The organism is Bradyrhizobium sp. Tv2a-2 (assembly GCF_000472425.1).
Taxonomy (GTDB): Bacteria; Pseudomonadota; Alphaproteobacteria; order Rhizobiales; family Xanthobacteraceae; genus Bradyrhizobium.
The window spans coordinates 48794-74591 of the sequence record NZ_AXAI01000003.1 but is presented as its reverse complement, the minus strand read 5'-3'; the positions used below and the strand labels follow the sequence as shown (position 1 = coordinate 74591).

The window sequence follows — 25798 nt, the reverse complement described above, 5'->3', positions numbered from 1 at the left end:
TGTTCAGCTGCGTGGATGCGCGCGGCGGTAGACCTCAAGCAGGCGCTCGCTGTCGATGCCGGTGTAGATTTGCGTGGTCGAGAGCGAGGAATGGCCGAGGAGCTCCTGGATCGCGCGCAACTCGCCGCCGCGGGACAGCAGATGCGTTGCGAACGAATGGCGCAACGCATGTGGCGTGGCGCTGTCGGGCAGACCAAGCGCGCCGCGCAGTCGCTGCATGGTGAGCTGGATGATGCGGGGACTTAAAGGTCCGCTGCGGGCGCCGATGAAGATCGGTCCATCTTGCGGCAGCGTGTGCGGGCAGATCGCGACATATTCGGCAATCAACTGCAGCACGTTGTTGAGCACCGGCACCATGCGGGTCTTGTTGCCCTTGCCTGTCACGGTCAGCACGTCGGCTTCGCCGGGCCGCGGTACATCGCGTCGCTTGAGCGACAATGCTTCGGAGATGCGCAGGCCCGAGCCATACAGCAGCGCCATCACCGCGGCGTCGCGCACCAGCACCCAGGTCTCGCGCTCCTCGCCCGCGCGTTCGTCGGCGTCGGTCAGCCGTTTTGCCGCGGCGATATGGATCGGCTTCGGCAGGCTCTTGCCCACTTTCGGTGCCCGGATCGCGGAGAGCGCGCCGACCTTGCCCTTGCCCTCGCGCTCCAGAAAGCGGCCAAAGGAGCGTAAACCCGCAAGGCTGCGCATCAGCGAGCGACTGCCGATCTCGTCGGCCCGTCGCATGGCCATGAAGGCGCGGACATCCGTCGCCTCCAGCCCGGCGAATTGCGCGAGCGTCACCCGAGCGCCCCAATGTTCACAGAGGAACTCCAGGCATTGGCGAAGGTCGCGGGAATAGGCTTCCAACGTCTTCGGCGACAGCCTGCGCTCGGCGCGCAAATGCGACAGCCAGCGCGTTACTTCGACCGCAATGCTCTGATCGGCGCAGGCGAGCTCAATCGGCTCGGGCGCAGATTCAGCAGATCCAGGTGCAGCCTGTTTGCGGGCCATAGCGGGTATCGCCGGATTGATTCTCCTGATTATATCGCACCTCGTTCCTTTACCCTTCGCTAAGGCCGCCGACCGGCGTTAATCTCACGCTCCGATGGACCACGCCCCCCACCTAGGTGCACATTCCACCACATCGACGCGCGTCGTCGACGTGCTGGTTCCGGTTGCGCTGAACCAGACCTATTCCTACCGCGTGCCGCGCGGCATGGAGCTTGTGGCCGGCGATGTCGTCGGCGTGGCCTTGGGGCCGCGCGAGGTGCTTGCGGTGGTCTGGGGCGAGAATGCCAATCCGGATCCGCGGCTGCATAACCGGCTGAAGGACGTCGCCGAGAAGCTCGACGTGCCGCCGCTGAAGGGCGAGTTGCGCTCCCTGGTCGATTGGGTTGCCAATTACACGCTGTCATCGCGCGGCATGGTGCTCAGAATGTGCCTGCGCATGGGCGAGCATCTCGGTCCCGAGCGCGTGCGTCTCGGGGTGAGGCTGGTTGGCGCGCCGCCGCAGCGGATGACGCCGGCGCGGCGGCGGGTGGTCGCGGTGCTGTCCGACCACCTGTTGCATGGCAAATCCGAGACCGCGCATGAAGCCGGCGTCTCCACCGGCGTGATCGACGGCCTGGTCGACGAGGGGACGCTGACGACGGAGCCGATGCCGAATGCGCCGCCGCCGTCGCCGCCCGATCCGTCCTATGCACAGCCGGAATTCTCGCGCGAGCAGCGCACTGCCGTCGACACCATGCGCGCGCTCGCCGCCAGCGGCAGCTTCCATGTTGCGCTGCTCGACGGTGTCACCGGCTCCGGCAAGACCGAGGTCTATTTCGAAGCCGTGGCCGAGATCATCCGGCGGCGCAAGCAGGCGCTGATCCTGATGCCGGAAATCGCGCTCACCGGCCAGTTCCTCGATCGTTTCTCGCAGCGCTTCGGCGTGCGGCCGATCGAATGGCATTCGGAGCTGACCCCGCGCACCCGCGCCCGCAACTGGGCTGCGATTTCCGCGGGCGACGCCCCGGTCGTGGTCGGCGCGCGCTCGGCGCTGTTTCTGCCCTATGCCAATCTCGGGCTCATCGTCGTGGATGAGGAGCACGACCAGTCCTACAAGCAGGACGACGGCGTGCACTATCATGCGCGCGACATGGCGGTGGTGCGCGGCCATATCGCGAAGATTCCCGTTGTGCTCGCCTCTGCCACGCCCTCGGTCGAAACCGAGGTCAACGCGCGCAAGAACCGCTACCAGCGCGTGGTGCTGCCGCGACGCTTCGGCGGGGCGACCATGCCCCATATCGAGGCGATCGACCTGCGCCGCGAGGCGCCGCCGCGAGGCCGCTTCATATCGCCGCATCTCGCGCAGGAGATCCAGAATGCGATCGAGCGGCGTGAGCAGGCGCTGTTGTTCCTCAACCGCCGCGGCTATGCGCCGCTGACATTGTGCCGCGCCTGCGGTCACCGCTTTGCCTGCACCATCTGCGACGCCTGGCTGGTCGACCACCGCTTTCGCCAGCGCCTGGTCTGCCATCACTGCGGCTTCTCGATGCCGCGCCCGCATATCTGCCCGCATTGCGCGGCGGAGGAATCGCTGGTTGCAGTCGGGCCCGGCGTGGAGCGGCTGCAGGAGGAGGCGGCAAGCCTGTTCCCCAATGCCCGCACCATGGTGCTGTCGAGCGATCTCATCACCTCGATCGAGACCATGCGCAGCGAGCTCAACGAGATCGCGCAAGGCCGCGTCGACATCATCATCGGCACGCAATTGGTGGCCAAGGGTCATCATTTTCCGCGCCTCAACCTGGTCGGCGTGGTCGACGCCGACCTCGGCCTTGGCAATGGCGATCCGCGTGCGGCCGAGCGCACCTGGCAATTGCTCAACCAGGTGATCGGGCGCGCCGGCCGCGACCAGGGCCGCGGCGTCGGCTATATGCAGACGCACCAGCCCGAGCATCCCGTGATGAAGGCGCTGATCGCTTGCGACCGCGAGGCGTTCTATGCCAGCGAAATCGAGGCGCGTGAGCGCACCGGCTATCCGCCGTTTGGGCGGCTCGCGAGCCTCATCATCTCAGCTGGCGACCGCGCCACCGCGGAGGGATATGCGCGCAAGCTCGCGGGCTCAGCGCCGCGCGAGGAGCAGGTGCTGTTGCTGGGACCGGCGGAAGCGCCGCTCGCGGTGATCAAGGGCCGCTATCGCTTCCGCCTGCTTTTGAAGTCCGCGCGCGGCTTCGATCTCTCTGACTATCTTCGGCACTGGCTTGCGGTAGCGCCGAAGACCACGGGCAATCTGAAGCTCGAGGTTGACGTCGATCCGCAGAGTTTTCTGTGATGTTGCCACCGTCATTGCGGGGTGATGCGATGGCATCGAACCCGGAATCGCGAGGTTCTCCGGTGCGCAATAACAAAACCCGCCGTCATTCGTGACGGCGGGTTTCAGTGTCAGCGCGTGAACCAGTTCCGCCGCGCTCGACAAGAGCGACGGTACGCCAATCGCGCTGATGTCGTGTGAACTGCGCTTGAAACCGCGCGGGGTTAGGAGATGACCTCGGCGGTGACGCGGCCAACGCCCGCACTGGTCAGGCCGACGGCGCGCGCCGCGGCGGTGGAGAGATCGAGAACCCGGCCCCGGACGAACGGGCCGCGGTCATTGACGGTGACGATGACGCTGCGATCGCCATGGGTGACACGCAGCTTGGTGCCGAAGGGCAGCGAGCGGTGCGCGCAGGTGAGGGCGTTCTGATCAAAGCGCTGTCCCGAGGCGGTCTGGCGGCCGGACTCGTTGCCGTAAAAGGAGGCTATGCCCGAGAACGTGCGACCGCCGCCGGAGGACGGACCGATCGAGGCGTTGGCGTCGCGCCAGGACGATTCGGAGGCGTGACGGGCTTGGTGGGCATAGTGACGGTGATGATGCCTGGATCTGGCCGAAGCCTCGGTGGCAGTACCACCGACCAGGAGGGTAGCAGCGACAACGGCAAGCGCCGTGCGCGAGCGGGTCATGGTTCCCGCCATCGACTTCATCGAGTTCAGCATTAGTAGATAGACCCTTGATAAGTATTGCCACATTAGTGGCAAGTGGAACCCCCATTGCTTGGTGGAGCGATTGCCGTTTCACGGCGCAATGAGGCGTGAATTGGGCAGTAATTCCCGTTTCTCTCCGGATGAAATATCTTGTTACCGGAGGGGATCATCACGAAAGGTTCCGTAAATTCGCGCGTTAACTTATAATTAACCATTGAAATACTTATGGTTATTTACGAATACAGTCATCACCAGTTTTCACGCGGACGTGTCAAGTAATGCGCGATGTAAAGGGGAATCCTTGGGCGAGCGCCGCTTTGCGGTTCGCACATATGCCCATGCGCCTATCCAGAGAACAAAAGCGCGCGTTGGTGACGATCGAGTCGCCCGCGGAGCTGACCAGGCTGGTCGGTCGATGAGGTCGGCATGAGCCCGCGGGTGCGCCGACCCGGCGATAAAAATTTGCGGCTAGAGATCAGGAAGAAAGGATGCGCAACTCACGTTGCCGTCATGTTGCACCTGCGCGCCTGCTATGTTAGCAAAGCCGCGATTTTTAGGATCCCGGTGCCCTCACGTGCCGGTTAAAAAATCGAAGTCCCGCTTGAATTCCAAGGGCTTGGATCGCTTAGCCGCCGCTTTCCGCGGCGACGGTTTTTCCCTTGCGAGTTTGACAGCAAAAAGAGCGCGTCAGTGGCTGCAGAAGAAACGTCTGTTTCGGGAGTGTCCGGTCGTTATGCAACGGCCCTGTTCGAACTGGCCCGCGATGAGAAATCCATCGATGCGGTCCTGCTCGATCTCGACAAGTTCAATTCAATGCTCGAACAGAGCGCCGACCTGCAGCGCCTGGTGCGCAGCCCGGTGTTTTCAGCTGATATCCAGCTCAGCGCGCTGACGGCGATCCTCAATCAGGCCGGCATATCGGGCATCTCCGCCAATTTCCTCAAAGTCCTCACCGCCAACCGGCGCCTGTTCGCTGTCGCTGACATGATCCGCGCTTTCCGCGCGCTGGTCGCCAAGTTCAAGGGCGAGGCGAGCGCCGACGTCACGGTTGCCGAGGCGCTGAATGAAAAGAATCTCGACGCTCTCAAGACGGCGCTGAAATCAGTGACCGGCAAGGACGTCACCCTCAATGTGAAAGTCGATCCTGCGATCATCGGCGGGCTTGTCGTCAAGCTCGGCAGCCGCATGGTCGACAGTTCGCTTCGCACCAAACTCAATTCGATCAAGCACGCGATGAAAGAGGCAGGCTGATGGACATCCGCGCCGCGGAAATTTCCGCGATCCTCAAAGACCAGATCAAGAATTTTGGCCAGGAGGCCGAGGTCTCCGAAGTCGGACAGGTGTTGTCCGTTGGTGACGGCATCGCCCGCGTCTACGGTCTGGACAACGTCCAGGCCGGTGAGATGGTCGAGTTCGAGAACGGCACCCGCGGCATGGCGCTGAACCTCGAAACCGACAACGTCGGTATCGTGATCTTCGGCGGCGACCGCGAGATCAAGGAAGGCCAGACGGTCAAGCGCACCCGCGCCATCGTCGATACCCCCGTCGGCAAGGGCCTGCTCGGCCGCGTCGTCGACGCGCTGGGCAACCCGATCGACGGCAAGGGTCCGATCGTGGCAAGCGAGCGCCGCCGCGTCGACGTCAAGGCGCCCGGCATCATTCCGCGCAAGTCGGTGCACGAGCCGATGGCGACCGGCCTCAAGGCAATCGACGCCCTGATCCCGATCGGCCGCGGCCAGCGCGAGCTGATCATCGGCGACCGTCAGACCGGCAAGACCGCGATCGCGCTCGACGCCATGCTGAACCAGAAGCCGCTGAACGCGACCGGCGACGAGAAGATCAAGCTCTATTGCGTCTATGTCGCGATCGGGCAGAAACGCTCCACCGTGGCGCAGTTCGTCAAGGTGCTGGAAGAGCAGGGCGCGTTGGAATATTCCATCGTGGTCGCCGCCACCGCCTCGGACCCGGCTCCGATGCAGTACATCGCCCCGTTCACCGGCTGCACCATGGGCGAGTACTTCCGCGACAACGGCATGCACGCCGTGATCATCTATGACGACTTGTCCAAGCAGGCCGTCGCCTACCGCCAGATGTCGCTACTGCTGCGCCGCCCGCCGGGCCGCGAAGCCTATCCGGGCGACGTGTTCTATCTGCACTCCCGCCTGCTCGAGCGCGCCGCCAAGCTCAATGACGACAACGGCAACGGCTCGCTGACCGCGCTTCCGGTCATCGAGACCCAGGCCAACGACGTGTCGGCCTACATTCCGACCAACGTCATTTCGATCACCGACGGCCAGATCTTCCTGGAAACCGACCTGTTCTTCCAGGGCATCCGTCCCGCGGTGAACGTCGGTCTGTCGGTGTCGCGCGTCGGATCGTCGGCGCAGACCAAGGCGATGAAGAAGGTCGCCGGCAAGATCAAGGGTGAGCTCGCGCAGTACCGCGAAATGGCGGCCTTCGCGCAGTTCGGCTCCGACCTCGACGCCACCACCCAGCGCCTGCTCAACCGCGGCTCGCGTCTGACCGAGCTCCTGAAGCAGCCGCAGTTCTCGCCGCTGAAGATGGAAGAGCAGGTCTGCGTGATCTGGTCCGGGACCAACGGCTATCTGGATCCGCTGCCGGTCAACAAGGTGAAGAGCTTCGAGGACGGCCTGTTGTCGCTGCTCCGCAGCAAGCACGTCGACCTCCTCAACGCCATCCGCGACACCCGCGAACTCTCGGGTGATAGCGAGGCCAAGCTCAAGGGCGTGGTCGAGGGTTACGCCAAGAGCTTTGCGTAACGCGAAGCGTGATGGTCGGCCAAATGCGCGGAGCGCGTCTTCGCACGAGATGCCCGACCGTCCCGCGCGTCTCGCTCGAAACAGAGCACTGAATGCCCGGCGCAACGCCGGGCATGACGATGGAATAGGCTAGCGGTCCGTATCAGGGATCGGATCGCGGGGGTGAGAGCTAACAATGGCGTCACTAAAAGACATGCGGGTCCGCATCGCCTCCACCAAGGCGACGCAGAAAATCACCAAGGCCATGCAGATGGTCGCGGCCTCCAAGCTGCGCCGTGCGCAGACTGCGGCAGAGGCCGCGCGCCCCTATGCCGACAAGATGGCGGCGGTGATCGCCAACATCGCAAGCGCTGCTGCAGGCTCGCCCGGCGCGTCGCCGCTTTTGGCCGGCACGGGCAAGGACCAGGTGCACCTGCTGCTGGTCTGCACCGGCGAGCGCGGCCTGTCGGGCGCCTTCAACTCCTCGATCGTTCGCCTGGCGCGCGAGCGCGCAATTGCGCTGATGAACGAGGGCAAGGAAGTCAAGTTCTTCTGCGTCGGCCGCAAGGGCTATGAGCAGCTGCGCCGCCAGTTCGAGAAACAGATCGTCGAGCACATGGACCTGCGCAGCGTGCGCCAGCTCGCGTTCCATCATGCCGACGACATCGCCAAGAAGGTGATCGCGCGGTTCGAAGCCGGTGAATTCGACGTCTGCACCCTGTTTTTTGCGCGTTTCAAGTCGGTGATCGCGCAAGTGCCGACTGCACAGCAGATCATTCCGCTGGTCATCGAGGAAGGTGCCGGCAATGGCGGCGCGGCGACGTCTTACGAATACGAGCCGGAGGAGGACGTGATCCTGCCGCGCCTGTTGCCGCGCAATCTGGCGATGCAGGTGTTCCGCGCGCTGCTCGAGAACAACGCCTCGTTCTACGGCGCGCAGATGTCGGCGATGGACAACGCCACCCGCAACGCGGGCGAAATGATCCGCAAGCAGACGCTGATCTACAACCGCACGCGCCAGGCCATGATCACCAAGGAGCTGATCGAGATCATCTCCGGCGCCGAGGCCGTCTAACAGGGTCGAGCTGGAGCATGATCCGGAAAAGAGGAAACCGGTTTTTCCGAAAAGATCATGCTCAAACGAAGAGATGAGATCATAATGCGATCTAGTCGCATCATGACTGGTACAAAGTTTTGATCGAAGGAGATAGTTGAATGGCCACCGCAGCCAACCAGACCGGTCGCATCACGCAGGTCATGGGCGCCGTCGTCGACGTCCAGTTCGAAGGCCACCTGCCGGCGATCTTGAACTCGCTGGAAACCAAGAACGCCGGCCACCGCCTTGTGCTCGAGGTCGCCCAGCATCTCGGCGAATCCACCGTTCGTACGATCGCGATGGACGCGACCGAAGGTCTGGTTCGCGGCCAGGAAGTCACCGACACCGGCCGTCCGATCGCAGTTCCCGTTGGCGACGGCACGCTCGGCCGTATCATGAACGTGGTCGGCGAGCCCGTCGATGAAGCCGGCCCCATCAAGGCCACCGAAGTCCGCGCCATCCACCAGCCGGCACCCGAATACACCGAGCAGTCCACCGAAGCCGAAATTCTCGTCACCGGCATCAAGGTCGTGGACCTGCTCGCGCCCTACGCCAAGGGCGGCAAGATCGGCCTGTTCGGCGGCGCCGGCGTCGGCAAGACCGTGCTGATTCAGGAGCTGATCAACAACGTCGCCAAGGCGCACGGCGGTTACTCGGTATTCGCCGGCGTCGGCGAGCGCACCCGCGAGGGCAACGACCTCTATCACGAGTTCATCGAATCCAAGGTCAACGCCGATCCGAAGCATCCCGACCCGAACGTGAAGTCGAAATGCGCGCTGGTGTACGGGCAGATGAACGAGCCGCCGGGCGCGCGCGCCCGCGTCGGCCTCTCGGGTCTGACGGTCGCCGAATATTTCCGTGACCAGGGCCAGGACGTGCTGTTCTTCGTCGACAACATCTTCCGCTTCACGCAGGCCGGTTCGGAAGTGTCGGCGCTGCTCGGCCGTATTCCTTCGGCCGTGGGTTATCAGCCGACGCTCGCCACCGATATGGGCGCGCTGCAGGAGCGCATTACCACCACCACCAAGGGCTCGATCACCTCGGTGCAGGCGATCTACGTGCCGGCCGACGACTTGACCGACCCGGCGCCCGCCACCTCGTTCGCGCATCTTGACGCCACCACGGTGCTGTCGCGTGCGATCTCGGAAAAGGGCATCTATCCGGCGGTCGACCCGCTCGACTCCACCTCGCGCATGCTCTCTCCGCTCGTCGTCGGCGACGAGCACTACAACACCGCGCGCGTGGTCCAGCAGATCCTGCAGCGCTACAAGTCGCTGCAGGACATCATCGCCATTCTCGGCATGGACGAGCTGTCGGAAGAGGACAAGCTGACGGTGGCGCGCGCCCGCAAGATCGAGCGCTTCCTGTCGCAGCCCTTCCACGTCGCCGAAGTCTTTACCGGCTCGCCCGGCAAGTTCGTCGAGCTCAAGGATACCATCAAGGGCTTCCGCGACCTCAGCGAAGGCAAGTACGACCACCTGCCGGAAGCTGCCTTCTACATGGTCGGCACCATCGAAGAGGCGGTCGAGAAGGGCAAGAAGCTCGCTGCCGAAGCAGCCTAGTCTCTAGAGCATGATCCGGAAAAATGTGTAGCGGTATTCCGGAAAGATCATGCTCAATCAAAGACCTAAAGCGCGATGACGATTCAACCAAATCTCATCGCGCTTTAGAGCCATCATTACCGGGCAACAGCGCGAAGCGCGTCTCCGAGCCGGATGCCCGGCAATCCATCGGGAAAATTTTCGATTGATGGACCCGCGGGTCAGCCGCGCGGGTGACGATCGGAGAGAACGGAAAGACCATGGCCACCTTCCATTTCAATCTCGTCTCGCCGGAAAAGCTCGTCTTCTCGGGTGAGGTCGACCAGGTTGATATTCCCGGCACCGAGGGCGACTTCGGCGTCCTGGCGGGCCATGCGCCGATCATTGCCGGGATTCGCCCGGGCATCCTCACGGTCATCACCGGCTCTGCCCGCGAGAAGATCATCATCCACGGCGGCATTGCCGAGTTTTCCGAGAAGGGCCTGACCGTGCTCGCCGAGGTCGCGCACTCGCTGGATGAGCTTGACCGGGGACAATTGTCCGAAACCATCTCGCAGATGGAGGAGCGGCTCAAGGAGCAGGCAGGCTCCGAGCTCGACCTCGCACTCGAGCGGCTCGATCACTTCAAGAGCATCGAGCAAGAGCTCGGCACGACCGGGATGCATTGAGGCCTGTCGGTGAACAGGCCTTAGCGCGGCTCGTCATCGCCGCCCAGAGAATCGCAATCATTTCGAGCTAAGCGCTTTAGCTATGGCGCTGAAAGCCGGTTGCGCCGCAGCGCGTCTGGCGGCATTCTGCCGCCCGCCAATGCAGTGCGGGGCTGCCTTTTATGAAACGGAAGATCGCTGCGATTTTTGCAGCCGATATCGCCGGCTACTCGCGGCTGGTCGCCGAGGACGAAGAGGAGACGCTGCGGCGTCTGGCCGCCTATCGCGCCGTCACCGACGACTTCATCGCCAAGGCCGGCGGGCGGATCTTCAACACTGCGGGTGACGCCGTGCTCGCGGAGTTTCCGAGCGCGGTGGAAGCCGTGCGCTGCGCCATCGACATCCAGGAGAGTCTGCGTACGCGCAACATGGCCTATCCGCCGAGCCGGCAGATGAACTTCCGCATCGGCATCACCATCGGCGATGTGGTCGAGCGCGACGGCGACCTGCTTGGCGATGGTGTCAACATCGCCGCGCGCCTGGAGGGGCTCGCGGAAGTCGGCGGCATCTGCATCTCGCGCGCGGTGCACGAGCAGGTCGCCAACAAGCTGTCGGTGCAGTTCGCCGATATCGGTGAGCAGGAGGTCAAGAACATCCCGACCCCGGTGCATGCCTACATGGTCGCGATGCGGCGTGAGGACGGAACGTACGCGACCCCGCAGGTGAAGAAACCGCCGCCGAAGCCGGCTGCTGCAGGCGCGCCGAGTTGGATGTGGCCGGCGGTGGTGCTGGTGGTCGCCTTGTTTGCCATCGGCGTCGCCGGCTTTCTCTATTTCACCAAGCTGGAGTTGCCGGCCGGGAGGGACACCGCGCCGCCGGAGAAGATGGCCGCGGCGTCTCCCGTTGCGCCGTCGCCTTCGCAGATCCCGGTCGCCACGTCCGCACCGCGCCTGACGGCGTCGCCGTCTCCCGCGCCAACATCCGCCAACGCTGTGTCGCCGTCACCGCTGTCTCCGTCGCCGTCGAGCGCGCCGGGCGAAAAAATCGTGGCCCAGGACGTTCCGTTCATCGGCGAACGGACGCGGGCTAACCTTGCCAGCGAATATGTCGGAGGCGCTGACCACAAGGCCTTTGCCCTGACCACGCTCGGCGTTCCCGGATTCGTGGTGGGGCAGCCGAGCGAGGAGGCGGCCAGGAATGGGGCACTCGAGCTCTGCCAGAAGCGGGCCGACAGCAACCCGGCCGGCGGAGGGCGGCATTGCGAGATCTACGCCATTGGCAACACCGTGGTCTATCAGCACGGCAAGCCTCCAATGCCGCCGCAGCCCTGGATCCGGAATGACCCGCCGACGGAACGTCCCTTCGCTTCCAAGGACATGCCGCTGGTCCGCGATCAGGGCAAAGCGCGGCTGGACGCGATGTATGTGCCTGCCAGGAAATCGCGCAGCATCGCGCTGGGGCCGGGTGGCCAGTTCATCTTCAACAGCAACGGCGAATCGATCGATGAATCGGCGCGTCGTGCGCTGGAATCCTGCGGCGTGCTGGCCGGCGTGCCGTGCATGATCGTGGCCGCCGACGACAATTTCGTCGTCCCGGTCCCGACCATCATGAAAGCGACCGGCTTCTTTCACGCCGCCGGTAACGCGTCCATCATCGCCGATGCGCGCGACGACGTCACGCGCCGGCTGAATGATGCCGCAAGCGGATGGAATGCGGTTGCGGTCGGCACCCAGGGCCGGCCCGGCCTGGGGCTCAAGGCCGCGAACGAGCAGAACGCCGTCAACGAAGCTCTCGCCAATTGCGCCAAACGCGACACCGACTGCCACGTCATCGCCGTCGGCCCCTTCACGGTGGGACCGAATTGATGCTCCGCAGGCGCGGCGAGGGACAGAGAATCACCCCGCGAACTTCGCGAATTGCCGCGCCACCTCGCGATAGACCTCGCGCCTGAACGGGACGACCAGGCCGGCGACGCGGTCGAGGCGCTCCCAGCGCCAGGCATCGAATTCGGCCGGCTGGCCGTTGCGTTCCGAGAGGGGATCGATCTCGCTGTCGTCGCCGGTGAAACGCAGCGCGAACCATTTCTGCCGCTGGCCGCCGAATCCGCCGAGCCGGTGCGGTGGGCCGTCATAGGGTGGAAACTCGTAGGAGAGCCAGTCGGTCTCGCCGAGATAGCCGGCCTTCACAACGCCGGTCTCCTCCCACAATTCGCGCGCAGCCGCTGCGCGAAGGTCCTCGCCTGCATCGACGCCGCCTTGCGGCATCTGCCACTCGAGGCCCGGCAGGATGATCTCGGGCCCATCGCTGCGAAAGCGATGACCGATCAGGACCAGGCCGGCCGCGTTGAACAGCGCGATGCCGACATTGGGGCGGTAGGGTTTTTCGGTCGGCATGGATTTTCTTTCAGCGCTCATTCCCGGGCGGTGCGACGGCACCGAACCTCAGATGCGCAATTGCACATCGGGAATCTCGAGGTTCCCAGGTGCGCAATTGCGCACCTTAAAGCGCGATGAGATTTGGTTGAATCGTCATCGCGCTTTAGGTCCTTGATTGAGCATGATCTTTTCGGAAAACCGCTACACACTTTTCCGGATCATGCTTTAGTTCGCGCGGCGCGCGCCCCCGGAACGGCTCCGGAAACCTCAGCCTTTCGCAAGCTTCAAAAATTCCCGCACCACGCGATCGTAGACCGGGCGCTTGAACGGAATGATCAAATCCGGGAGATTTTTCATCGGCTCCCAGCGCCAGCCGATGAACTCTGCCTTGTGGCCGCCGGGCGGGTGCTCGACATTGATCTCGCTGTCCTTGCCGGTGAAGCGCATGGCGAACCATTTCTGCCGCTGGCCGCGATAGCGTCCCTTCCAGGTGCGCCCCGCCACCGTGCGTGGAATGTCGTAGGTGAGCCAGTCCGCGATTTCGCCGAGCTTCTCGACCGAGCGGACGCTGGTCTCCTCGTAGAGCTCGCGCTTGGCGGCTTCCCAGGCGTCCTCGCCGGGATCGACGCCACCTTGCGGCATCTGCCAGATGTGGCTTTCGTCGACATGCTCGATGCCGGAGGTGCGGCGACCGATGAAAACCAGCCCTTCCTTATTGATCAGCATCATGCCGACGCAGGTTCGATAGGGCAGATCCTCATAGCGCGTCATGCCGCAAGTCACCTCTCTGCCCCGTTTCGCCGCCAAAGCGCGGCCGGACGGGCGCCACCCCCGCCAGTTCAGCTTGATTTTGATTTCGTCATCGCGGTTGTCAATGGCGCAAGCAGGACACCATGGGCCTCGAGCCCTTTGACCCAGAGGCCGATCCGCTCGATCGAGACCGGCAGTGCGGAGGCCGCGCCGATGGCCGTGCCGCGTTCCTTGGCGAGTTCCTCGAGCTTGGCCAGAGCGCGATCGATCTCGCCGGGCGTCGGCACCCCGTCGATGATGAGGTCGGCCTTGGCGAACGGCATGGCCTGCGCGCCCGCAACCGCGGACGCCACGCTGCGCGGCGCCGCGCCGTCGTCGAAGAAGGCCAGGCCCCGCTTGGCGGCGTCGCGCACGATCGGCTGCATCACCGGTTCGGTTGCGATGAAGCGCGCGCCCATGAAGTTTGCAACCCCGACATAGGCCTGAATGCGACTCAAGTGCCAGTAGAGCCGGTCGAGATTCTGGTCCGGCCCGAGCGTGGTGAGCAGCGTCTGCGGCCCCGGATCATTGTCCGGATAATCGTAGGGCTCCATCGGAACCTGCAGCAGGATCTCGTGATGCTGCGCGCGGGCGCGCTCGGCGAGCTTGCCGGGATCGGCGCCATAGGGCGTGAAGGCGAGGGTCACCGCGCCCGGCAGCTTCATGATGGCGTCGGTGGTCTTGGCCGCGCCGACGCCGAGGCCGCCGATCACGATCGCGACCACCGGCATCTTCGCCGCCTTCGCCCTGTCGGCGTCAGCGGCGTAGACCGTGAACGGCTTCAGGCCGTCTGTGGCCACCGGGATCATGCCGTAGCGCGACGGCTCCAGCAGCCGCTGGTCGACGCCCGCCATGATGCCGGGCGCGTTCTCGGTCTTGTCGCCAGACTCGGGCGAGATCACCACGTCATGATGTGCGCCGTTCGATCCGTCGATGATGGTGACGGTCTTCTGGTCACCGGAAGCCTGTTTGGTGACCGCCGTCTCGCCATGCCCCGCGGCCGGAGCGGCGGCCTTCTCCATGGCCTTGCCGTCCCCGGCCTCTTTCTTGGCGTCGTCGGTGGTCCCGTTCAGCGCCACACGCGCGATCGGCTCGCCGCCGAGCGGATCATTGTTGAAAATGGCGAAGCCGATGAAGGCGAGCAGAAACAGGCCAAGCAGCACTGCCAGTCCCTGGGTCCCCGTGAAAGGCAGGCGGAAGCGGCGCTTGCGGCGCGCCGGCTTCTGGCCGAGCGGGGCGCTCAAATCGTCGACCGTCTCTGTCATAAAGTATCCCGAATCAGTCGGGGAACGATACCACGCCAGGACGTGACCGCGGCAGTCCGGCCGGACGCGGCGCGGGCTGCAAAAAAAGGCGGCCTCTTGGGCCGCCTTTTCGAGCAGTCGCTGTGATGCTTTGCGCTGCTTAGTTCTGCGCCTTGGCCGGCTTGTTATCGCCCGCCGCTGGCGTATCGCTGGCCGCCGGGACTGCCGCGGTCGTCGCCGAGGACTTGATGCCGTGCAGGAGGTCGTCGGCCATCTTCAGTGCTTTGTCGTCCTTGGCATCCGGCGGAACATAGGACTGCGAGCCGGTCTTCTCGTCGCCGTCGTTCTTCAGATGGCCGCGCAGCGAAGCCTCGCCCTTGGTGTCGGTGCGGGATTTCAGCTCGTCCGGCACGTCCTGCAGAACCTCGATGTCGGGCACAATGCCCTTGGCCTGGATCGATCTGCCCGACGGCGTGTAGTAGCGCGCCGTGGTCAGACGCAGCGCGCCGTTGCCGCTGCCGAGCGGAATGATGGTCTGCACCGAGCCCTTGCCGAAGGAACGGGTGCCGACCAGGGTCGCCCGCTTGTGGTCCTGCAGCGCGCCGGCGACGATTTCGGACGCCGAAGCCGAGCCGCCGTTGATCAGGACGATCACCGGCTTGCCCTTGGTCAGGTCGCCCGGATGGGCGGTGCGGCGCTGGGTCTCTTCGGCGTTGCGGCCGCGGGTGGAGACGATCTCGCCGTGATCGAGGACCGCGTCGGAGACGGTGACCGCCTCCTCGAGCAGGCCGCCCGGATTGTTGCGCAGGTCGATGATGTAGCCCTTCAGCTTGTCGCCGAGCTGGTTCTGCAGGTCCGCGATGCTCTTCTTCAGGCCTTCGGTGGTCTGCTCGTTGAAGGTCGTGATGCGGATATAGGCGATGTCGTCGGCCTCGACGCGCGAGCGCACCGATCGGACGCGGATGTTGTCGCGCACCAGCGTGATGTCGAGCGGATTGTCCACGCCCTTGCGAAGCACCTTGAGCTTGATCTTGGTGTTGACCGGCCCGCGCATCTTCTCGACTGCCTGGTTCAGGGTGAGGCCCTGCACCTGCTCGTCGTCGAGTTGGGTGATGATGTCATTGGCGAGGATGCCCGCGCGCGACGCCGGCGTCTCGTCGATCGGCGACACCACCTTGATCAGGCCGTCTTCCATGGTCACCTCGATGCCGAGGCCGCCGAACTCGCCGCGGGTCTGCACCTGCATGTCGCGGAAGCTCTTGGCGTCCATGTAGCTCGAATGCGGATCGAGGCCGCTCAGCATGCCCGAGATCGCGGATTCCACCAGCTTGCTGTCGTCGGGCTTCTCGACATAGTCGTTGCGCACGCGCTCGAACACGTCGCCGAACAAATTGAGCTGGCGATAGGTGTCGGCGGTCGCCGCCCTCGCGCTCGATCCCATCAGCACGCGCGGCTGAGTCACAAACAGCGTCAATGCCGCGCCCGTCGCAGCGCTGAGGAGAACTATCGAAGTCTTGCGCATCATCCGCGAACCTTTTCGCCTTCTTTACTGGCCCACCATGGGCTTGGATCAATTGGAGTGCCGTCCTTACGGAACTCGACGTAGAGCACGGGCTGACTGACATTGGGTGCAAAGATCGACGCCACCTGGGACGTCGTGCCCATGGTCGCGACAGGTTCACCCGTCAGAACAAACTGCCCGATATTGACCGAAATGCGCTCCATCCCAGCGATCAGGACATGATACCCGCCACCGGCATTGAGGATCAAGAGTTGACCATAGCTGCGAAACGGTCCGGCATAAACTATCCAGCCGTCGCAGGGCGTCGTCACCTGCGCGCCAGGGCGGGCTGCCAAAGAAATGCCCTTTTCTGCGCCACCAGCGCCGTCGGAACTGCCGAACTCGCGAATCTTGTTGCCGTTGACCGGGAAGGCGAGCAGGCCTTTGGCTGAGGCGAAGGCAATCGCCGGGCTGGTCCGGTTGGGATTCTTCAACTGCGCCGGGTTACCGCTCACCGGCGTGCCCTGGCGGCTGGCGGTCGCGGCCGCCTTCGCCGCCGTCTTGACGTCCTGTTCCATCTTGGCGATCAGGCCCTGCAGGTCGTCGACCTGCTTTGAGAGCGCAATTGCACGCGCGCTCTCCGTCGTCATGTCCTTTTCCATCGCCGCCTGCTGGCGCTGCCGCTCCTCGATCAACGCCGCGAGCCGGGCCTGATCGTCCCTGAAATGGTCGCGGTCGGCTGCGAGCCGGTCGCGCTCGCCGGCTATGGTCTTGCGCAAGGCGACGAGCTCGCCGAGCTGGCTCGCCAGCACCTCGGCGCGGGCGCGCAGTTCCGGCACCACAGCGCCGAGCAGCATCGCCGTGCGTAGCGATTGCAGCGCGTCTTCTGGTCGCACCAGGAGCGCCGGCGGTGTGCGCCGTCCGGCCCGCTGCAGCGCTGCGAGCACCTCGATCACCTCGGCGCGGCGGGAGTTGAGATTGTTGCGCAGCTCCTGCTCACGCGAATCGAGCGAATGCAGCCGCGTTTCCGCGGCCGCCATCCGATCTTCAAGCCCGCGCACCTGGGCAGCGCTGTCGATCAGCTGCTGATTGAGCTTGCTGCGATCCTGCCCGATCGAGGCGATCTCGCCGCGCAGCCTGGTCTGGGTCTCGGCGGCACGAGTTTGCTCGGCGCGGGCCGCCTCCAGTTCCTGCGACCGCTGCTTGATCGCGTCGGGCGAGCCGGGTGCGGCTTGCGGCGGCGCCGGTGTCTGCGCAGCCGACCAGGGGCCGAGCAGTCCGGCGGAGAGCAGGGTGACAGAAAGCGTCAGCGCGGCCAGCCCGCTGCGGCGAGCGGTGTCATGGTAGGAAGCGTGGGGCTGCGCGCGCTGCATCTTTCCCGAAAGCTGCTCTTTGTCCCGTGCGCTTCCCAAAAGCGCGATTGCTGCGCCTCTCAAGCGCGGTGGTATGGATGTCCCGACAAAATGGTCGCCGCCCGGTAGAGCTGCTCCAGAAGCATGACGCGTACCATTTGATGCGGCCAGGTCGCAGCCCCGAAAGCGATCCTGGACTTTTCATTGGGGCCCAATTCGGGCGAAAGTCCGTCAGCACCGCCGATCACGAACACGGCGCTCGGGATCGATTGATCCCGCCAGCGGCCAAGGCGCTGGGCCAACGCTTGACTTCCGACATTTTCGCCGCGTTCGTCAAGCGTGACAAGCACGGAGTTTTCCGGGATTGCTGCGCGAATCGCCGCGGCTTCCTCGGCGATCCGGGCTTGCGCGTCACGGGCGCGGCTTTCAGGAATTTCATGGATGTCGAGGCCGCGAAAGCCGAGCTTGCGGCCGATGTCATCGAAGCGCTTGCGGTAGCGCTCGGCGAGCTCGCGCTCGGGTCCCTGTTTCAGCCGGCCGACGGCAATGACGACAAGTCGCATCAATGGTTTCCGGCAGAGTGGAGACTGTTTGCCGGGGAAAAGGCGTCGCAACCACCTCGCGCGCAACATGCGCGCGTGCTCGGACGTCATGCGCTCCGGCCGATGCGAAACCGGCTTCGGCTACTGTACGACCTTCGCCCCCGAGGGTCCTTGGGTCCACAACCGCTCGAGGTTGTAGAACTCGCGAACCTCCGGCCTGAACACGTGGACGATCACGTCGCCGGAATCAATCACCACCCAGTCGCAATTGGGCAAGCCTTCGACATGGATGTTCTTGATGCCGTTTTCCTTCAGCGTCTTGTTGACGTTTTCCGCGATCGCGCCGACGTGCCGGTTGGCCCGGCCCGTGGTGACGATCATGTAGTCGGAAAATGCCGATTTGCCGCGAAGGTCGATGGTGACCGTTTCTTCCGCCTTCATATCGTCGAGGCGGGAGAGGATCATCTTCAGCGTCTTGTCGGCGTCGGGTTGCGCCTTCAAGGCCGCAGCTGGGGTCGATGTTTTACGCGCGGTCTTTTGAGCCTTGGGTAAAACACTCTTTGACAATACAGAAGATGTCGCCAGGGACCATTCCTTTCACTGTATCGCGGGAGACCGAATCCGGGCTCCGTGGTTATACTAGCCATGTGGGGTTAAAGGTTTCAATATCCAGTACCGCCGTTAACCCCAGCGGCGGTGCTGTATTCTACTTCCAGCTCCCGTCCGGGTTCCTTAATCCGGTCGAGGACAGGTTGAGCTTGAGCCCGGTCAGGAAAACCCAGGCCGGCGGCCTTAGCTCCGCGAGCCGGCTGGCCCTGTTTTCAGGAATTCGGTAGCGCGCCAAGGCCTGTCCGGCGGGCGCGGTTAGTGCGCGAAAGCTTTGTGGCGGGCGATCGATTACCGCGATTGGGATCTGCATCGCGATGCGCTGCCAGTTCTGCCAGCGATGGAATTGCGCGAGGTTATCGGCGCCCATGATCCATACAAAGTGCAGCTGCGACGCGCGGCGGCGCATGAAATTGATCGTGTCGACAGTGTAGCGTGTTCCGATGACGGATTCGAGACATGTCACGTCGATGCGCGGATCCTCGGCGACCTCGCGCGCGCGCTGCATGCGCTGTTCCAGCGCATGCAGCGCGCCCGGGTCCTTCAGCGGATTACCCGGAGTGACCAGCCACCAGACCCGATCAAGCTTGAGCCGCTTGATCGCAAACAGGCTGATGGCGCGATGCGCAAGGTGCGGCGGATTGAACGATCCGCCCAGCAGGCCGATGCGCATGCCGTCGCTGTAAGGCGGAAACGCCTGGGCGACGGAAAGGGAGGCGGCTGATGCTTCCTTCAACGCGTCCCCGCGTGACCTGCAGACATCACGGCCGCGTCTGTCCGCTGCCATGGATGCGATATTTGAACGTCGTCAGCTGCTCGACGCCGACTGGCCCGCGCGCGTGAAACTTGCCGGTGGCAATGCCGATCTCGGCACCGAAGCCGAACTCGCCGCCATCGGCGAATTGCGTGGAGGCGTTGTGCAGCACGATCGCTGAATCGACCTCGTTCAGGAATTTCTCGGCGGCCTTGTCGTCCTCGGTCACGATCGCGTCGGTGTGATGCGAGCCGTGAGCCTGGATATGGGCGATCGCGCCGCCGACGCCGTCGACGACTTTGGCCGCGATGATGGCGTCGAGATATTCCGCGCCCCAGTCCTGCTCGCTCGCCGGCTTCACGCGCGCATCGATGCGCTGCACGGCGTCATCGCCTCGCACCTCGCAGCCGGCCTCGAGCAGCATCTCGATCAGCGGCTTGAGATTGCCGCTGGCACCGGCGCGATCCACCAGCAGCGTCTCGGCGGCGCCGCAGACGCCGGTGCGGCGCATCTTGGCGTTCAGCACAATGTCCTTGGCCATATCGAGGTTGGCGGCGTGATCGACATAGACGTGGTTGACGCCTTCGAGATGCGCAAACACCGGAACCCGTGCTTCCTGCTCGACACGGGCGACCAGGCTCTTGCCCCCGCGCGGCACAATGACATCGACACCGCCGTTCAGGCCGCTGAGCAGAAGACCAACGGCCGCGCGGTCGCGGGTCGGCACCAGCGTGATCGCGGCTTCCGGCAGGCCGGCTTCGCGCAGGCCCGCGACCAGGCAATCATGAATGGCGCGGCAGGAGCGGAAGCTGTCGGAGCCGCCGCGCAGGATCACGGCGTTGCCCGACTTCAGGCACAAGACGCCGGCATCGGCCGCGACATTGGGACGGCTCTCGAAGATGACGCCGACCACGCCGAGCGGCACGCGCACGCGCTCGATGGTCATGCCGTTCGGGCGCTGCCAGCTCTCCGTGATGACGCCGACGGGATCGGGAATGGCGCGCACGACTGCGATGCCGTCAGCCATCGCATTGATGCGCGCCGGCGTCAGCGTCAGGCGATCGAGGAAGGCAGCGGTGATGCCGCTCGCGCGCGCTTCGGCCACGTCCTCGGCATTCGCTGCGAGGATCGCCTGCGCATGGTTGCGGACGGCGTGCTCCATCGCGTCCAGCGCCCGGTTCTTCTGCTCGCTCGGGGCCAGCGACAACACCCGCGCGGCTGCGCGCGCACGCGAGGCGAGCTCGTTCATCAGGGCCGGCAAATCGGCATTGCCGTCGATTGCCTTCAGTGACGCGGACATGTCAGTTCCAAATCCAGATTAAGGCCGTGTCCTAGCACGGAATTTGCGCGCTTGGCGAGGCTGCGAGCCGCGATAAGGGCTTAACGCCCTCCATTGCTTAACACCCTCCATTTAAGACGGGCCCGGGCTCAGCCAATGGCCTACTTCGCGGTCTCCGGTCCCTGCGGGCCGACCACGAGGTCGTCGCGGTGGATCATTTCGGACCGGCCGCTGATGCCGAGGATGCTCATGACATCGGGTGAGGAGCGGCCTTTGATCCTCTCGGCGTCCTCCGCGTCATAGGCGACCAGCCCCCGGCCGATCTCGCGGGTATCCGGCCCCCGCACCACCACGGCATCGCCCCGGGCGAACTGCCCGTCTACCCGGATCACGCCCGCCGGCAGCAGGCTCTTTCCCGCGCGCAGCGCGTTGACGGCGCCGGCGTCGATGGTCAGCGTCCCTTTCGGCTCCAGGGAGCCGGCGATCCAGCGCTTTCGCGCCGTGACCGGGTTGGCCGGGGTGAGGAACCAGGTGCAGCGGCCGCCATCGGCGATCGCCTGTAGCGGATGCTCGATCTTGCCTGACGCTATCAGCATATGGGTGCCGCCGGTGGTGGCGATCTTCGCCGCCTCGATCTTGGTCCGCATCCCGCCGCGCGACAATTCGGACGCCGCGTCGCCCGCCACCGCCTCGATTTCCGAGGTGACGGTGTCGACCACCGGAATGAGCCTGGCGTTCGGATTTTGCGCGGGCGGCGCGTCGTAGAGGCCGTCGATGTCGGACAGCAGGACCAGCAGGTCGGCGCTGGCCATGGTGGCGACGCGGGCGGCGAGGCGGTCGTTGTCGCCATAGCGGATCTCGTTGGTCGCGACCGTGTCGTTCTCGTTGATGACCGGCACTGCCCGCCATTCCAGCAATTTGGCGATGGTGGAGCGTGCGTTGAGATAGCGCCGCCGCTCCTCGGTGTCCTGCAGCGTCACCAGGATCTGGCCGGCGCCGATGCCATGGTCGTCCAGTACCTCGGACCAGATGCGCGCCAGCGCAATTTGCCCGACCGCCGCCGCCGCCTGGCTTTCCTCAAGCTTCAGAGGCCCGCGCGGCAGCTTCAGCCGGCTGCGGCCAAGCGCGATCGAGCCTGAGGAAACGATCAGGAGATCGCTGCCGCCGTTGTGCAGCTTGGCGATATCGGCCGCCAGCGCCTGTAGCCACGACGCGCGCACCTCGCCCGCATCGGAGTCGATCAGGAGCGACGAGCCGACCTTGACGACAATGCGACGGAAATTCTCAAGCCGGGGGCGACGGGACATGGACGTGCTTTTGCAGCAGGATCCAGTCAGGCGCAAGGCAAGTTGCGCCAGAGGCCGATCACAAGGTCTCCCGCTTTAAGCTGTCCAGGGCTCCGCCTCGGCGGCGCGCTTGGCTTTGGACGTCACCTGCTTGTCGCCGATGATGTCGGCGAGCGCGCGCAAGGCCTGCTTGACGCCGGTGCCGGTCGCGCCGGAGAGCAGGAGCGGGGTTTTCTTTGCCGCGCGCTTCAGGCGGTCCTTCTGCTTCTTCAGCGTGTCTGCATCGACCGCATCGATCTTGTTGAGAGCGACGATCTCGGTCTTCTCGGTGAGGCTGCCGCCATACGCCTCTAACTCGGCGCGCACGGTCTTGTAGGCCTTGCCGGCGTGCTCGCTGGTGGCGTCGACCAGATGCAGCAGCACGCGGCAGCGCTCGACATGACCGAGGAAACGGTCGCCGAGGCCGGCGCCTTCATGCGCGCCCTCGATGAGGCCCGGAATATCCGCCAGCACGAACTCGCGCCCGTCGGCGTTCACGACGCCGAGCTGGGGATGCAGCGTAGTGAAGGGATAGTCGGCGATCTTGGGCCGCGCGGCACTGACCGCCGCAAGGAAGGTCGATTTGCCGGCATTGGGCAGGCCGACGAGACCTGCGTCGGCAATGAGTTTCAGCCGCAGCCAAATCCAGCGCTCCTCGCCCGGCTGCCCCGGATTGGCGTTGCGCGGCGCGCGATTGGTGGAGGATTTGAAATGCGCGTTGCCGAAGCCGCCATTGCCGCCCTGCGCGAGCACGAATTTTTCGCGGAGCGTGGTGAAGTCGTGCAGCAGGGTTTCCTTGTCCTCGTCGAACACCTGGGTGCCGACCGGAACTTTCAAAACGATGGGCTTGCCATTGGCGCCATGGCGGTCCTTGCCCATGCCGTTCACGCCCCGCTCGGCTTTGAAGTGCTGCTGGTAGCGATAGTCGATCAGCGTGTTCAGCCCGTCGACCGCCTCGATCACGACATCGCCGCCGCGGCCGCCATTGCCGCCGGACGGGCCGCCGAACTCAATGAACTTCTCGCGGCGAAACGCCACGCAGCCGTTACCGCCGTCGCCGGAGCGAATATAGACCTTTGCCTCGTCAAGGAATTTCATGGGTCCTAGGTAAGCCAGCCGCCGTGCGGCGGCAACCCGAACAGGTGGTTAAACCGCCGGTATTTTCGCGCGATTTTGGGAGCCCGGCGGCGTTCCCCTGATGTGCCGGTATGCTACGGTCGCGCCAAAATCCGCGGACTGAGGGACGAGGGATGAAGCGCCGCAGCTCGGGCGACCAAGTTCGAGTTCGTCGTCAACCGCAGGACCGCGCGCACGTTAGGCATCGAGGTGTCGTCGACGCTGCTCGCAACGGCGGATGATGTGATCGATCGAGTTATGCCGGCCTCCGGCGGATCAAAAACTTCTGCATACCCTCGAGTGCCAGCTCACGGCGCTGGTTGAACACCGTCGAGCGCAAGGTCACGACTCCGGTGGTGCGGCCGGGCGCAAGCTCGGTGACCTCGAGCGCGGGATAGAGCGTATCGTCCGCATAGACAGGCTTGAGGAAGCGGCTCGACTGTTCGAGGAAGCCGACCAGCGATTCCTCGACCAGGAACGGGAACAGGCCGGCGCCGGGCGCGGTGTGGATCAGGGTCTGGAAGCCGTGCGCGAGCAGGTTCGGCATGCCGCGGGCGCGACAATATTCGACATCGTAATGGACAGGATGGGTATCGCCGCTCGCAGCCTGGAAGGCCGCGAAGATCGCGCTGGTCTGGGTGCGGCTCGGCAGCACGAAGCGCTCGCCGAGCACGAAATCCTCGAACCAGCGCTGCTCTTGAACCATGCGATGGCTTACGGGATCGAAATCGGGCATGGCGGAGGTTCCCTGGTTTGGCGGCTGAAGAACCGGTATCGCGACTCGATAGGGGCGGCAATCTGTCTCTATCGTCATGGCCGGGCTTGTCCCGGGCATCCACGCGCTTAAAAAGGGCCCGCAACGAAAAACGTCGCGCTCCAACTCATGTCCCTGCTCGCCAAAATCTCTGCTCACAGCGACGAACGTTCCGCGCGCCTGGCCGGCATCGGCCTGATGGTGCTGGCGGTGTTCATGTTCTCCTTTGGCGATGCGACCGGCAAATTCATTGTCGCGACCTATTCGGTCGGGCAGTTGCTGCTCCTGCGCGCCTGTGCGGCGCTCTTGTTTCTGGCGCCGATGATCTGGCGGCAGCGTCGGCATTTCACGAGGTTGGAGCGGCCGCGGCTGCAACTGTTCCGTGTCGCGCTGTCCACGCTCGAGGTGGCCGCCTTCTTTCTCGCCACCGTCTATCTGCCGCTTGCCGATGTGGTCACTTATTATCTCGCCTGCCCGATCTTCGTCACCGCCTTGTCGGCGATCGTGCTGCGCGAGCAGGTCGGCTGGCGGCGCTGGAGCGCGATCCTGATCGGCTTTCTAGGCGTGCTGATCGCGCTGCATCCGTCGACTCAGAGCTACAGCTGGCCGGCGCTGATCGCACTATGCGGCAGCATGTCCTTTGCGGTGCTGATGCTGATCACGCGCTCGTTGCGCAGGACGCCCGACATCGTGATGGCGACCTCGCAATTCGTCGGCACCTTCCTGCTCGGCGCGGTGCTCGCGCCGATCGGCTGGGTGCGGCCCACGCCGCATAGCCTCGGGCTGTTCGCCGCGGCGGGTCTCATCTCGGTTTGCGCGCTGATGTGCGTCAACCGCTCACTGAAGCTCGCGCCGGCGAGCGTCGTGGTGCCCTACCAATATTCGATGATCGTCTGGGCGGTGATCTTCGGCATCGTCGTGTTCGGCGACCTGCCGTCGCCGGCCACGCTGGTGGGCGCAGCGATCATCATCGGCGCCGGGCTTTATATCTTTTTGCGCGAGCGCAGCCTCGGGCGGGAGGAAACCGCGGTCAATCCGCCAGCGTGACGTCCCGACTCCGCCGGGACGTCGTTTTTTGCGTGGTGGCCGGCGTGCCTTACCGCACCCGCCGCAGGGCGCTGGTCCAGTTCTTCAGGGAGGACCAGACGCCGCGGGAGAGGCGGAAGCGGTCGACCGGGGTGGAGGAGCCCAGCGCTTCGAAACGGTGCAGCTCGACGCCGCTCCACTGGAAGCCGCACTTTTCCAGCACGTTGCGCGAGGTCGGGTTGGTAACGCGCGCCCCGGCATGGAGCTGGTCGAAATCGAACTCCTCGAAGAAATAGTCGATCGTGGCGCGCGCGGCCTCGGTGCCAAAGCCCTGGCCCCAATGCTCCACGCCGAGCCAGTAGCCGAGTTCCGGCGCGTCGCGCTCGCTCCAACTGACGCCGACCATGCCGATTGGCACGAAATTGTTTTCGATCAGGAAAGCGTTGTCGCCCGCATCGGCCATGGTGCGCACGAAGTTCACCGCATGGTCTTGCAGGTAGGGATACGGCAGGCGGCGGGTGTTCTCGGCGATGCGGCGGTCATTGGCGAGGCGGGCAATGGCCCTGACATCCGCAAGCGTCGGCCGGCGCAGGGTCAGCCGTTCCGTATCGAGGACGCAAGAGCTGGTCTCGCGCCGCGTGGGGGTCGGGATATCCTGCAACATGTCGGGCTCCTCAAAGCGCATCGTCGCAATCGCACAAACAAAGACGCAAATGAAAAAGAGGAGGCCGGTATCCCGCCTCCCCTTGGGAGCCCTTATGAGCTCCGCCGGTTCATCAGGATGCCGGCGGACTCAAAACTCGATCCACCGTTTACTCGGCCGCGGCCTCCGTGATCGGGAGCACCGATACGAATGTGCGGCCATTGGCCTTGGCCTGGAATTCCACATGACCTTCGACCTTGGCGAACAAGGTATGATCAGTGCCCATGCCGACATTAAGGCCGGGGTGCCAGGTGGTGCCGCGCTGACGCGCAATGATGTTGCCGGGAATCACACGCTCGCCGCCAAAAATCTTGATCCCAAGACGTTTGCCTTTGGAATCACGACCGTTCCGCGATGATCCGCCTGCTTTTTTGTGAGCCATGGCCCAGTCTCCAAACC

The 25798-nt window shown here is 64.5% G+C and carries 25 protein-coding genes; 8 read left to right on the top strand and 17 right to left on the bottom strand.

What is annotated here, in order from left to right:
- Positions 1-3 precede the first annotated feature (3 nt).
- Positions 4-996, bottom strand: coding sequence for a tyrosine recombinase XerC (locus A3AI_RS0106490; RefSeq protein ID WP_024514797.1), 993 nt, complete (start codon positions 994-996; stop codon positions 4-6).
- Between the two features lie 94 nt (positions 997-1090).
- Between A3AI_RS0106490 and A3AI_RS0106485 the strand changes: the two genes are divergently transcribed.
- The gene (locus A3AI_RS0106485; protein ID WP_024514796.1) at positions 1091-3301 is read left to right on the top strand and encodes a primosomal protein N'; all 2211 of its coding nucleotides are present in this window, start codon (positions 1091-1093) and stop codon (positions 3299-3301) included.
- Positions 3302-3504: 203 nt separating this feature from the next.
- Here the strand turns inward: A3AI_RS0106485 and A3AI_RS42360 are convergent, their stop codons facing one another.
- Positions 3505-4002 (bottom strand): septal ring lytic transglycosylase RlpA family protein, encoded by a 498-nt coding sequence (locus A3AI_RS42360; protein ID WP_036047601.1) that lies wholly within the window; start codon positions 4000-4002, stop codon positions 3505-3507.
- A 678-nt stretch (positions 4003-4680) separates the two neighbouring features.
- On the opposite strand from A3AI_RS42360, the gene A3AI_RS0106475 reads away from it, so the two are divergent.
- The 4 genes from A3AI_RS0106475 to atpD all read left to right on the top strand — a co-directional run bounded on the left by A3AI_RS0106475 (position 4681) and on the right by atpD (position 9407).
- The gene (locus tag A3AI_RS0106475; protein WP_024514794.1) at positions 4681-5241 is read left to right on the top strand and encodes a F0F1 ATP synthase subunit delta; all 561 of its coding nucleotides are present in this window, start codon (positions 4681-4683) and stop codon (positions 5239-5241) included.
- Positions 5241-6770, top strand: a complete 1530-nt coding sequence (gene atpA, locus A3AI_RS0106470; RefSeq protein ID WP_024514793.1) for a F0F1 ATP synthase subunit alpha — start codon at positions 5241-5243, stop codon at positions 6768-6770. Before A3AI_RS0106475 ends, atpA begins: the two co-directional genes overlap by 1 nt.
- Positions 6771-6945: 175 nt before the next feature.
- The gene (locus tag A3AI_RS0106465) at positions 6946-7824 is read left to right on the top strand and encodes a F0F1 ATP synthase subunit gamma (RefSeq protein WP_024514792.1); all 879 of its coding nucleotides are present in this window, start codon (positions 6946-6948) and stop codon (positions 7822-7824) included.
- Between the two features lie 140 nt (positions 7825-7964).
- Entirely contained in the window at positions 7965-9407 is a 1443-nt protein-coding gene (atpD, locus tag A3AI_RS0106460; protein ID WP_024514791.1) for a F0F1 ATP synthase subunit beta, read from the top strand.
- Between the two features lie 94 nt (positions 9408-9501).
- Here the strand turns inward: atpD and A3AI_RS47290 are convergent, their stop codons facing one another.
- Entirely contained in the window at positions 9502-9648 is a 147-nt protein-coding gene (locus tag A3AI_RS47290) for a hypothetical protein (RefSeq protein WP_156927669.1), read from the bottom strand.
- Here A3AI_RS47290 and A3AI_RS0106455 point away from each other — a divergent pair.
- Together A3AI_RS0106455 and A3AI_RS0106450 are read left to right on the top strand one after the other, a co-directional pair.
- Positions 9647-10054: a F0F1 ATP synthase subunit epsilon gene (locus tag A3AI_RS0106455; RefSeq protein ID WP_024514790.1), complete on the top strand. Its 408-nt coding sequence runs from the start codon at positions 9647-9649 to the stop codon at positions 10052-10054. The two genes, A3AI_RS47290 and A3AI_RS0106455, sit on opposite strands and share 2 nt — an antisense overlap.
- Positions 10055-10215: 161 nt before the next feature.
- Positions 10216-11898: an adenylate/guanylate cyclase domain-containing protein gene (locus A3AI_RS0106450; protein ID WP_024514789.1), complete on the top strand. Its 1683-nt coding sequence runs from the start codon at positions 10216-10218 to the stop codon at positions 11896-11898.
- Between the two features lie 30 nt (positions 11899-11928).
- Here A3AI_RS0106450 and A3AI_RS0106445 read toward each other — a convergent pair whose 3' ends face one another.
- From A3AI_RS0106445 to A3AI_RS0106390, 12 genes are all read right to left on the bottom strand, one after another.
- Complete coding sequence (locus tag A3AI_RS0106445) at positions 11929-12426, bottom strand: RNA pyrophosphohydrolase (protein WP_024514788.1); 498 nt, start codon at positions 12424-12426, stop codon at positions 11929-11931.
- A gap of 249 nt (positions 12427-12675) precedes the next feature.
- Positions 12676-13179: an RNA pyrophosphohydrolase gene (locus A3AI_RS0106440; RefSeq protein ID WP_024514787.1), complete on the bottom strand. Its 504-nt coding sequence runs from the start codon at positions 13177-13179 to the stop codon at positions 12676-12678.
- 68 nt (positions 13180-13247) lie between these two features.
- Entirely contained in the window at positions 13248-14462 is a 1215-nt protein-coding gene (locus A3AI_RS0106435) for a divergent polysaccharide deacetylase family protein (protein WP_024514786.1), read from the bottom strand.
- Positions 14463-14601: 139 nt separating this feature from the next.
- Complete coding sequence (locus tag A3AI_RS0106430; RefSeq protein ID WP_024514785.1) at positions 14602-15966, bottom strand: S41 family peptidase; 1365 nt, start codon at positions 15964-15966, stop codon at positions 14602-14604.
- The gene (locus tag A3AI_RS0106425; protein WP_024514784.1) at positions 15963-17315 is read right to left on the bottom strand and encodes a murein hydrolase activator EnvC family protein; all 1353 of its coding nucleotides are present in this window, start codon (positions 17313-17315) and stop codon (positions 15963-15965) included. Before A3AI_RS0106425 ends, A3AI_RS0106430 begins: the two co-directional genes overlap by 4 nt.
- 59 nt (positions 17316-17374) lie before the next feature.
- The gene (gene rlmH / locus A3AI_RS0106420; RefSeq protein ID WP_024514783.1) at positions 17375-17857 is read right to left on the bottom strand and encodes a 23S rRNA (pseudouridine(1915)-N(3))-methyltransferase RlmH; all 483 of its coding nucleotides are present in this window, start codon (positions 17855-17857) and stop codon (positions 17375-17377) included.
- 120 nt (positions 17858-17977) lie between these two features.
- A complete protein-coding gene (gene rsfS / locus A3AI_RS0106415) occupies positions 17978-18337 on the bottom strand; it encodes a ribosome silencing factor (RefSeq protein ID WP_024514782.1) in 360 nt (119 codons plus the stop codon).
- Positions 18338-18542: 205 nt separating this feature from the next.
- Positions 18543-19178: a nicotinate-nucleotide adenylyltransferase gene (locus A3AI_RS0106410; protein WP_024514781.1), complete on the bottom strand. Its 636-nt coding sequence runs from the start codon at positions 19176-19178 to the stop codon at positions 18543-18545.
- A gap of 25 nt (positions 19179-19203) precedes the next feature.
- The gene (locus A3AI_RS0106405) at positions 19204-20496 is read right to left on the bottom strand and encodes a glutamate-5-semialdehyde dehydrogenase (protein WP_024514780.1); all 1293 of its coding nucleotides are present in this window, start codon (positions 20494-20496) and stop codon (positions 19204-19206) included.
- Positions 20497-20636: 140 nt separating this feature from the next.
- Positions 20637-21782, bottom strand: a complete 1146-nt coding sequence (gene proB / locus A3AI_RS0106400; protein WP_024514779.1) for a glutamate 5-kinase — start codon at positions 21780-21782, stop codon at positions 20637-20639.
- 75 nt (positions 21783-21857) lie between these two features.
- On the bottom strand, positions 21858-22898 hold the full coding sequence (obgE, locus tag A3AI_RS0106395; protein WP_024514778.1) for a GTPase ObgE: 1041 nt from the start codon (positions 22896-22898) through the stop codon (positions 21858-21860).
- Between the two features lie 274 nt (positions 22899-23172).
- Positions 23173-23652, bottom strand: a complete 480-nt coding sequence (locus A3AI_RS0106390; RefSeq protein WP_024514777.1) for a MaoC family dehydratase — start codon at positions 23650-23652, stop codon at positions 23173-23175.
- A 147-nt stretch (positions 23653-23799) separates the two neighbouring features.
- Between A3AI_RS0106390 and A3AI_RS0106385 the strand changes: the two genes are divergently transcribed.
- The gene (locus tag A3AI_RS0106385; RefSeq protein ID WP_024514776.1) at positions 23800-24717 is read left to right on the top strand and encodes a DMT family transporter; all 918 of its coding nucleotides are present in this window, start codon (positions 23800-23802) and stop codon (positions 24715-24717) included.
- A 49-nt stretch (positions 24718-24766) separates the two neighbouring features.
- Here A3AI_RS0106385 and A3AI_RS0106380 read toward each other — a convergent pair whose 3' ends face one another.
- Both A3AI_RS0106380 and rpmA read right to left on the bottom strand, forming a co-directional pair.
- Positions 24767-25360: a GNAT family N-acetyltransferase gene (locus A3AI_RS0106380; RefSeq protein WP_024514775.1), complete on the bottom strand. Its 594-nt coding sequence runs from the start codon at positions 25358-25360 to the stop codon at positions 24767-24769.
- 148 nt (positions 25361-25508) lie between these two features.
- On the bottom strand, positions 25509-25781 hold the full coding sequence (gene rpmA / locus A3AI_RS0106375; RefSeq protein WP_024514774.1) for a 50S ribosomal protein L27: 273 nt from the start codon (positions 25779-25781) through the stop codon (positions 25509-25511).
- Positions 25782-25798 lie beyond the last annotated feature (17 nt).